Below are 8,716 nucleotides of genomic sequence, written 5' to 3' on the forward strand. Positions count from 1 at the left end.
CAGGTCGGACGCCCGCGCAGTCCCCAGGCCCTGGTCGGACGCCGGCGGGTGCCCTGACGTACCTCGGCCGGACGCCCGCGAGGGCCCGGACGCACACCGGTGGCCGGACTCGCGGGTGTGCCGGTCGCCCGCGAGTGCCCGAAAGAGCAGCGGACGCTTCCCCCGGTGCGGGTACTCGCGGCCTGTCGCCGCCCGCCGGTGCCTGTGACGCTCGTCCACGGTGATCTGTTCTCTGACTGCGAGGTGGACGTGACCGGCACCCCAGGCCCGGCGGGCCCTAGCCGCCTTGGCAGACTGGCCGTCGCCGTGGCGGTGGTGGTGCCCCTGCTCGCGGTGAGTTCACCGCGGGCAGCCACCCCCGCCGCCGCGCCCGCCCGCGCGGCGGCGGCCGCGGACGACATCGGCCGCATCGCCTACGCGGGCACCGAGCACCGCTCGATGGGGCGGGTCACCGGGACCGCGCCGGCCACCAGCGAACCACTGCTCGGTCGCGGCCCCGCCCACTACGACACCGAGGCCTCCGCACGCGGGGACCAGGTCGTCTTCACCAGTCTGCGCGACGGCGTGCGTCCCCAGGTGTACCTGCGGGACGCCGCCGGCGGCATCCACCGGCTGACCTCCGGCCGCGACGCGGCCAACCCCGAACTCACCCCGGACGGGCGGTTCGTGGTCTTCGACTCGGCCGAGCCCGGTCTCGGCGGGACCCAGCGCGACCTGTGGATCGTGGGCACCGACGGGACCGCGGAGCGCCGTCTCACCGACACCCTCGCGAACGAGACCGCGCCCACCGTCTCGCCGGAGGGCACCAGGATCGCGTACGCGAGCGACGCCGACCCCCTGCGCGGCCGGCAGATCTTCCGCCGCCAGCTGGACGGCGGGGTGGCGACCCGGATCAGCGACGGCCCGGCCGGTGACGCCGACGACCCCGCGTGGAACCCCGTCGACGACACCGTCAACCGCGACCTCGTCGCCTACACCCTGACTCTGGCGCCCGGCGGCGCGGAGAGCGGGCCCCGGCTACGGGTGACCTCCGGCCAGGGCGCCGACGGCCCGCTCCTCTCGGGCGAACAGGCCGGCTGGAACACCCGGGCCGCCGCCTGGCAGCCCGACGGGGACACCATTCTCTTCCTCAGCATCAACGGGCCCTGCGGCTGCACCAACCCGTACGACACCGTCTACCGCGCCGTCGCCCACTCCACGGTCACCGCCTCGGTCGTCCTCTACGAGGACCGCCTCGTCGACTCCCCGACCTGGCTCGGCCCGCAGAACGGCGGCTCCGTCGTCGTCACCCGCACCACCCCCCAGGCCCGGAACCACGCCCACCTCCAGGACATCCGGCCGGACGGCTCCGACCCGCGCGACCTCGGCGTCAAGATCCTTCGGGAGGACCCGGCCGCCCGCACCACCACCGACCCGGCGGCCGACCCGCTCTTCAACCCGGCCAAGGGCTACGACCCGTGGACCGAGCGGCAGAACTACACCCCCGACGGCCGGCGGATCGTCGTCACCCGCTTCCAGGGCGACCCCGAGACCGGGCGGATCGAGCAGATCTCGCTGACCGGTGCCGACGGGGCGAACCCCACCCTCATGCCGCTCGCCGGACGCGGAGCCAAGGACTGGGACACCGATCCCACCTTCTCGCCCGACGGCAAGCTCCTCGCCTTCACCCGCACCTCGCCCGGCGGCGTCGGCAGCGCGTCCGGTCCCGGCCGCATCCTCATCGCGGACGCCACCACCGGCGCCCTCGTCGGCGAGGTGCGCCCGCCCGAGGGCCGGTACGGCGGCGACGCCCAGCCCACCTGGTCCTCCGACGGCACGACGCTCGCCTTCACCCGCAGCCACGTCATCGACGGCGTGGGCGGCAACAAGCACGTGTGGACCGTGCCCGTGAACGCCCTCGACCGGCAGCGGAACCTCAGCGCCGAACTCTGCCCGGGCAGCTGCCAGGTGATCGACGACAGCCCCGCGTTCTCACCCGACGGCAAGCGCCTCGCCTTCAACCGCAAGGACGGCGGCGGCCGCGTCAACGAGCGCAACAGCGTGCTCCTGACCGACCTGACCGACGGCACCTGCCAGGTCCTCCTGCCGACGGGCCGCGGCGGCGACCCGGACGCCTGCCGACGCGAGGTCCCCGACACCTCCGCCACGGGCCCCTTCCAGTCCCGCGACGTGGCCTGGTCCCCGGACGCGAGCCGGCTCGTCTTCAGCTCCCGCCGGGCCCTGGCGGCCAACTCGCCGGAGTCCCTCTCCACCGTCGAGGTGGCGACCGGCGCGGTCACCTCCCTGACCACCGCCCTGCCGGGCCGTCAGAAGGAGCCCGCGTACCAGCAGTCGGTGAACCTGACGATCACCGCACCGCCCACCGCCGACCCGATCACGGAGGGCGAGAGCGGTGAGGTGACCGTGACCGTCACCAACCAGGGCCCGTCCGCCGCCCCCGGCACCACCTTCACCGCGGCCGTTCCCCCCGGTGTACGCCTCGACGGCCTGACCCCCTCCAAGGGCCGGTGCGAGGCCGGCTCCCCGCAGTGCGAGCTCGGCGTCCTCGACCCCGGGGAGAGCGTCACCGTCACCGTGCGGCTGACCGGCGTGACCCCCGGCGAGCAGACCCTCGACTGGTCCGTCACGGGCGCCGTGATCGACCGCAGCCCCGCCGACAACGCCACCCGGACCCTCGTCCCCGTCGAGGACGCCCCGCCGCCCCCGACACCGACCCCGACGCCGCCCCTTCCGACTCCTCCGCCGACCCCGACCCCGCCGAAGCCCACCCCGACGCCGCCCGCGCCGAAGGCCGGCCCCGCGCTGACCCTCACCGCCCAGCCCGAACCGGGATACGTCGGCGGCCGCGTGGTCCTCACGTACACCGTCCGCAACGGCCGTGAGGCGCTGGCCACCGGCCTGTCCCTGCGGCTCGGCCTGCCGCCCGGCATCCCGGCCGGGAAGGCCCCCGCCGGATGCGTCAACGGCGTGTGCGCCCTCGGCGACCTCGCCCCCGGCGCCTCCACCGTCGTCACGATCGTCCTGTCCCCGAACAAGGCCCTGACGACCACCGCCACCGGCCGGCTCACCACTTCCGGCACGGACGCCGATCCGTCCGACAACACCGCCCGCCAGCGGATCCGGATCCTCCAGCCCAAGATCATCGCCGTACCGGCCGTCGGCAAGCCAGGCTTCGTGACCTCCGTCCGCGGCAAGGACTTCCCGCCCGGTACGCCGGTGACCCTCACCTGGAAGCCGGGCATCACCGCGGCGGCCGTACCCACCCTGCCCAAGGCCGACGGGACGTTCATCGCCCAGCTGCTGATCCTCGCCAAGGACCAGACGGGGCCGCGCGTCATCACCGCCAAGGGCGCCGGGTTCTCCCCGGTCACCACGCCCTTCCTGGTGGTCACGGGCAACGTCGCGCCGCCCGACGAGGTGGCGCGCCGGTGATCCACGAGATCGACGAAGGGGTACGCCTGCTGCTCACCGAGTCCGGCCTCACCCAGAGCGGGGTCGACCTGGTCTTCGACCCGCCCACCCGGGAGTGGGCGGCGCGCCGCAACGCCCCGACGATCAGCGTCTTCCTCTACGACATCCGGGAGGACGTCGGCAGGCGGCGGACCGGCACGGTGGACGAGTACGACGAGCACGGCATGACCGTGGCCCGACGCACCCCGCCCCGGTGGTTCGACCTCACGTATCTGGTCACCGCCTGGACCAACCGGCCGCAGGACGAGCACCGGCTGCTCTCCGAGGTGCTCCGGTGCCTGGCCCGCACGGACGTGCTGCCCCGCCGGATGCACACCGGGACGCTGGTCGAGATGGGCCTCGCCGTGCCCATCGAAGTGGCGGGCGGCGCCCAGCAGGGGCGCTCCGCCGGCGACGTGTGGTCCGCCCTCGGCGGCGAGCTCAAGGCCTCGATCGACCTGAGGGTCCTGGCGCCGATGGCCGGCGAGCGCGTCGCCGCCGCGCCGCCGGTCACCGACGGACTGGTCGTACGGACCGCCGGAATGGCGGACGGCACGCAGACGGAACCCGACCGGCAGCTGCGCTACGACGGCGTCAACGACCCTGGCGCGCAGGGCTTCGCGGCCCGGCGCGACAGGCCCGACCCGGGCGAGCGGCCCGAGCGCGGCGCCACGACCGACCGACCCGGGCCCGACGCGGGCCGCCGCCGCCGAGGACCCGTGCGGTGATCCAGGACGACGTAGGACGTACGAGGACGCAGAGGTGGACGGGGACGTGTTGGACGCGGACGTTGACGCAGGCGTGGACGTGGACGCACGCGTGAACGGGGATGCGCGGGTGAGTGGGGACGTGGCTGAGTACGGGGACGCGGACTCGGACGCGGACGTGGCGGCTGACGCGGCCGGGTACGCGGACGTGGCCCGGTACGCGGACTCGGACGTGGCCGCCGACCCCGTCGGGCTCACGCACCTCTGGGAGCGGCTGGCGCGGGTCGAACTGCGGGTGCGTGACGCGGTGACGGCGCGCCACGCGACCGACCCCACCCCTGACGACCCGTACCGGGGCCAGTACCTCACCCCGGAAGGGGCCGAGCGGATCCTGCGCGCCCCGGCCGCCTTCCGCCCCGGAGCAGGCGCCCCTGTCGACGGCGCCGCGGCCGCCCCCGGATCCCGGCTGCACCGCCTCGCGGAGAACTTCGGACTCCTGCCGGTGGACGAGGAGTTGCTCCTCGTCGCCCTCGCCCCCGACGTCGACGCCCGCTTCGAGGCGCTGTACGGCTACCTCAACGACGACCTCACCCGGCGGCGCCCGACGATCGGACTCGCCCTCGACCTGTGCGGGCTGCCCGTCGCGGGCCCGGGACGGTTCCGCCTCTCCACCACCGCGCCCCTCGTCGGGGGCGGGCTCCTGGAGATCACGGAGCCCGACCGCCCGTTCCTCTCCCGGACGCTCCGGATCCCCGACCGGGTCGCCGCCCATCTGCTCGGCGACGACGAGCCGGACGCCCGGCTGGCCGGTCTCCTCGACACGGGACCTGGCGGCCCGGGACCGTACGAGGACACCGTGCTGCGCGTCGCACGGGCCGCCGTCACCGGCCGCGGCCCGGTCCACGTGCGGGCCAGGGGCGGCGACGCCGCCCGCGTCGCGGTCGAGGCGCTCACGGCGGCGGGCCGACGGCCCCTCGTCCTGGACGTCGCGGCCCTCACCACCGACCCCGAGGCCGCCCGGCTGCTGCCGCACCTCCTCGCGACCGAGGCCCGCCTGTGCGGCGGCGGCCTCGTCGTCGGCCCGATCGAGGCCCTCGAACCGGAACGACCTGAACGTGCACGGTGGTTGCGCGAGCTGTGCGCCGCCGCGACGGGCGCCGCCGCGACCGGCGCCACGGATGCCACCGCGACCGCTCACGCGACCGGCGTCCCGCTGATCACCTACGGGTCCAAGAACTGGGACCCCCTGTGGTCCCACCAGAGCCCGGTCCCCTTCACCGTCGGCCCGCCGACCACTGCCCGCCGGGTCGCCCAGTGGCGCCAGGCGCTGACGGAAGCCGCGAAGACCGTCCAGGCGCCCGTCGACGTACCCGGGGACGACGAACTCGGCCCCGCCGTGGTCTCGTACCGTCTCGACGCCGGGCAGGTGCGCAAGGCCGCCACGGTCGCCGTCCGCGCGGCCGCCTCCGAGCGCCGCCCCGTCGGCCCGCAGGACCTGCGGGCCGCCGTCCGCGGACAGAACGGCGCCGGTCTCGAACGCCTCGCCCGCCGCATCGAACCCGGCGTCGGCTGGGACGACCTCGTGCTGCCCCCGCCCACCCGCCGCCAGCTCGGCGAACTCGCCCTGCGCGCCCGCCACCGCGACCAGGTCCTCGGGCAGTGGCGGATGCGCCCCGGCGGCGGACGCGGACGCGGCGTGATCGCCCTGTTCGCCGGCGAGTCCGGCACGGGCAAGACGATGTCGGCGGAGGTCGTCGCCGCCGAACTGGGCATGGAACTCTACGTGGTGGACCTCTCCACGGTCGTCGACAAGTACATCGGCGAGACGGAGAAGAACCTGGAACGGATCTTCGTCGAGGCGTCCGAGGTCAACGGCGTCCTGCTCTTCGACGAGGCGGACGCGATCTTCGGCAAGCGCTCCGAGGTGAAGGACGCGCACGACCGCAACGCCAACATCGAGTCGGCGTACCTGCTCCAGCGGATGGAGTCCTTCGACGGGATCGCCGTCCTCACGACCAACCTCCGGGCCAACCTCGACGAGGCGTTCACCCGTCGCATCGACGTGATCGCCGACTTCCCCATGCCCGACGCCCCCCAGCGGCTGGCGCTCTGGGACCGCTGCCTGGGCCCCGAGATGCCCCGCGACGACGGCCTCGACCTGGCGTTCTGCGCGGACCGCTTCGAGCTCGCGGGCGGTTCGATCCGAGCCTGCGCGGTGACGGCGGCCTACCTCGCCGCGGAGGCGGGCCGGCCGCTCGGGATGGCGCAGGTCGTCACCGCCGTGCTGCAGGAGTACCGCAAGCTCGGTCGCCTGGTCCTGGAGAGCGAGTTCGGTCCCTGGCTGAACAGCGACCGGGCCACGTTGATCGACTGAGGCATTCCGCCTGCCCGTTCAGGCAGCGCTGTTGCCCTGCGGCGGGGACCTCCGGACCTATGACCAGGCACATCACGCCGGTGAGACTCGGTGGTGACCTCAGTGGCCACTTGAAGGAGCGAGTATGCCGTCGTACCTCACCCCGGGCGTGTACGTGGAGGAGGTGCAGTCCGGTGCGCGGCCGATCGAAGGTGTGGGCACCGCGGTTGCCGCCTTCGTCGGTTTCGCGGAGCAGGGCCCGTTCCACCGCCCGACGCTGGTGACCAACTGGGACCAGTACGTCCAGACGTTCGGCGGCTTCACGGAGGGCACCTACCTCGCCCACTCCGTCTACGGCTACTTCGCCAACGGCGGCGGTACGGCGTACGTCGTCCGCGTCGGCGGCCCGGCGGCCGACGCGGACGACGCGGGACAGCCCGCCCTCCAGGCACCCGCGCCCCTCGCCATCGGCGGCTTCCTGGTCTCGGCCCGCTCCGGCGCCGGAGCCGAGGTCTCGGTGGAGATCGCCGACGCCGACGGCGAGAACCCGCCGGAGGACCGCTTCAAGCTGCTGGTCCGCCAGGGCGGCAAGGTCGTGGAGACGTACGACGCCTCCATCCGTAAGAACGTCAAGGGTTACCTGCTCAACCAGGTGCGCGAGTCGAAGTTCGTCGAGGTCGCCGAGCAGCCCGGCGTGGCCCAGACCCGGCCCGAGAAGCAGACCTTCACGCTGGCGGCCGCCCCCGCCGCGGCCCCGGCCACCCAGACCCCGGGCGGCGGCGTCGCACGGGTCGACCCGAACGAGTACGTCGGCGACTCCTCCGCCCGCACCGGCTTCGCCGGCCTGGAGGCCATCGACGAGATCACCATGGTCGCCGTACCGGACCTGATGAGCGCCCACCAGCGCGGTGCGATCGACGCCGAGGGCGTCCGGACCGTCCAGCTCGCCGTCATCTCCCACTGCGAGCAGATGGGCGACCGGGTCGCGGTCCTGGACTCCCCGCCGAACATGAACGCGCAGAAGATCCGTACCTGGCGCCAGGACGAGGCAGGCTACGACTCCCGCTACGCCACCCTGTACTACCCCTGGATCTCGGTCTTCGACCCGGCCACCGGCCGCAACACCACCGTCCCGCCCAGCGGCCACGTCGCGGGCGTCTGGGCGCGCAGCGACGGTGAGCGCGGTGTCCACAAGGCCCCCGCCAACGAGGTCATCCGCGGCGCCGTCGACCTGGAGATCCGCCTCAGCAAGGGCGAGCAGGACCTGCTCAACCCGATCGGCGTGAACTGCGTACGCGCCTTCCCCGGCCGTGGCATCCGCATCTGGGGCGCCCGCACCCTGTCGTCGGACCCTGCCTGGCGCTACCTCAACGTCCGCCGGCTCTTCAACTACCTGGAGGAGTCCATCCTCCTGGGCACCCAGTGGGTCGTCTTCGAGCCGAACGACGAGCGGCTGTGGTCCAGCATCCGGCGGAACGTCACCGCGTTCCTCAGCGAGGAGTGGCGCCGGGGCGCGCTCTTCGGGAGCACGCCGGCGGAGGCGTTCTACGTCAAGTGCGACCGCGACAACAACCCGCCGGAGTCGGTCGACCTCGGCCAGGTGATCTGCGAGATCGGCGTGGCACCGGTCAAGCCCGCCGAGTTCGTGATCTTCCGGCTGTCCCAGTTCTCCGACAGCACCAGCCTCGTCAACGAGTAACAGGAAAAGGTGACAAGCAGTCATGGCAGAGGGCGACGCTCTTTCCACCCACATCTTCGGCGTCCAGCTGGGCGGCTACATGGTCGAGTCGATCCAGGAGATCAGCGGCTTGTCCTATGAGGAGGACGTGGTCGAGGTCCGTCAGGTGACGCCTGACGGCAAGCTGCTCATCCGCAAGCAGCCGGGCGCGCGCCAGGCCGGTGAGGTGACGATCACCCGGGGCATGGACAAGAGCACCGAGTTCACCAAGTGGGTCAAGGAGACCCTGGAGAACGGCGCGGTCGACTCGGCCCGGCAGAACCTCACGATCGAGGTCAAGGACGCCGCCGGCGAGACCGTCCGCCGCATCCAGCTGATGCAGGGCTGGGCGAGCAAGTGGGAAGGCCCCTCGCTCAAGGCGGGCGAGTCCAGCGCCGCCACCGAGACGGTGACCATCACGTTCGAGGAGATCGTGATCGAATGAGGCGCAGGACGGTCACCTCCGGCAACCTGGAGGAACTCCTCGAG

5 protein-coding genes are annotated in these 8,716 nt (G+C 73.4%); all 5 read left to right on the plus strand.

Features of this window, described 5'->3' with window-relative positions; genetic code table 11:
* Positions 1 to 249: 249 nt before the first annotated feature.
* Positions 250 to 3,432: a hypothetical protein gene (locus ACWF79_RS21705; RefSeq protein ID WP_453729755.1), complete on the plus strand. Its 3,183-nt coding sequence runs from the start codon at positions 250 to 252 to the stop codon at positions 3,430 to 3,432.
* Positions 3,429 to 4,178 carry a DUF4255 domain-containing protein gene (locus ACWF79_RS21710; RefSeq protein WP_453729756.1) on the plus strand — a complete coding sequence of 250 codons (750 nt, stop codon included), beginning with the start codon at positions 3,429 to 3,431 and terminating at the stop codon, positions 4,176 to 4,178. The genes ACWF79_RS21705 and ACWF79_RS21710 overlap by 4 nt, the downstream gene beginning before the upstream one ends.
* Positions 4,179 to 4,365: 187 nt before the next feature.
* Positions 4,366 to 6,531: an ATP-binding protein gene (locus tag ACWF79_RS21715; RefSeq protein ID WP_453729764.1), complete on the plus strand. Its 2,166-nt coding sequence runs from the start codon at positions 4,366 to 4,368 to the stop codon at positions 6,529 to 6,531.
* Positions 6,532 to 6,655: 124 nt separating this feature from the next.
* Entirely contained in the window at positions 6,656 to 8,209 is a 1,554-nt protein-coding gene (locus ACWF79_RS21720; protein WP_453729757.1) for a phage tail sheath family protein, read from the plus strand.
* 22 nt (positions 8,210 to 8,231) lie between these two features.
* A complete protein-coding gene (locus ACWF79_RS21725) occupies positions 8,232 to 8,672 on the plus strand; it encodes a phage tail protein (RefSeq protein ID WP_453729758.1) in 441 nt (146 codons plus the stop codon).
* The last annotated feature ends 44 nt before the right edge of the window (positions 8,673 to 8,716 follow it).

This window comes from Streptomyces sp. NPDC054975, assembly GCF_053609105.1.

What these genes read in the sequence shown, in the direction of transcription:
- ACWF79_RS21720 (WP_453729757.1), top strand. Translation starts at nt 6,656, where the DNA reads ATGCCGTCGTACCTCACCCCGGGCGTGTACGTGGAGGAGGTGCAGTCC.
- ACWF79_RS21725 (WP_453729758.1), top strand. Translation starts at nt 8,232, where the DNA reads ATGGCAGAGGGCGACGCTCTTTCCACCCACATCTTCGGCGTCCAGCTG.